At 46.5% G+C, this 772-nt stretch carries 1 protein-coding gene; it reads left to right on the top strand.

All coding sequences use genetic code 11. The features are described 5' to 3' along the window. Positions 1-627: adenylate/guanylate cyclase domain-containing protein (locus tag D5R40_RS33505; RefSeq protein ID WP_134239684.1), on the top strand; the 627-nt coding region annotated here is incomplete at its 5' end. Positions 628-772 lie beyond the last annotated feature (145 nt).

A 772-nucleotide genomic window follows, 5' to 3' on the forward strand; every position in this document is an offset into this window, starting at 1 on the left:
GCTTTGTTTAGGGATCGTGAAAATGAGCGCTCGGCCGTTGCAGCAGTGCAAACGGCTTTGGCTCTCCGCCAGGAGCTACAGGTATTCAATAAAGAAAGGATAAACCTAGGGCAGCCTGCCATTGATTTTGGCATTGGTATTAATACCGGAGAACTGATGTTGGGTACGGTAGGATCAGAAAACAGACTGGACACCACGGTGATCGGAGACACGGTCAATCTATCTTCAAGACTAGAGGCACTCACAAAGTATTTTGGGACGCCCATTCTATTAAGTGAATATACCTATCATGCCTTATCCGATCCGCATGAAATCCCCCTACGGAAAATTGACCTGGTACGAGTACCTGGTAAAGAAAAGGCCATCACCATTTACGAATTAATTAGTCAAGAGGATCCCGATCTCGCCGATCGGAAGCAGGCTTCCTTACTCAACTTTTACCAAGCTATAGATTGGTACAGCCAAGGTCGCTTCAAGGATGCCCTGCAGATTTTCCGCCAGATCCTGCGATTCAACCCTATGGACAAAGTAGTAGACCAGTATCGAGTTCGCTGCGAATATTTCATCGAGCATCCTCCTCAACAGGATTGGGACCGAGCATTAGAAATTTCCAGAACAAGATGGTGAAGTTGTAGGCGAGATAAGCCCGGGTTTAGCGGAAATAATCTTCTTCTATCATGGCATATAGATAATTATCCTGCCAGCCATCGGCCATGGGTAGAATTTTACGCCTCAACCCTTCCCGTTTCATCCCTAACTTTTCCTTCCCCTT

It is taken from the genome of Okeania hirsuta (assembly GCF_003838195.1).
Classification (GTDB): Bacteria; Cyanobacteriota; Cyanobacteriia; order Cyanobacteriales; family Microcoleaceae; genus Okeania; species Okeania hirsuta.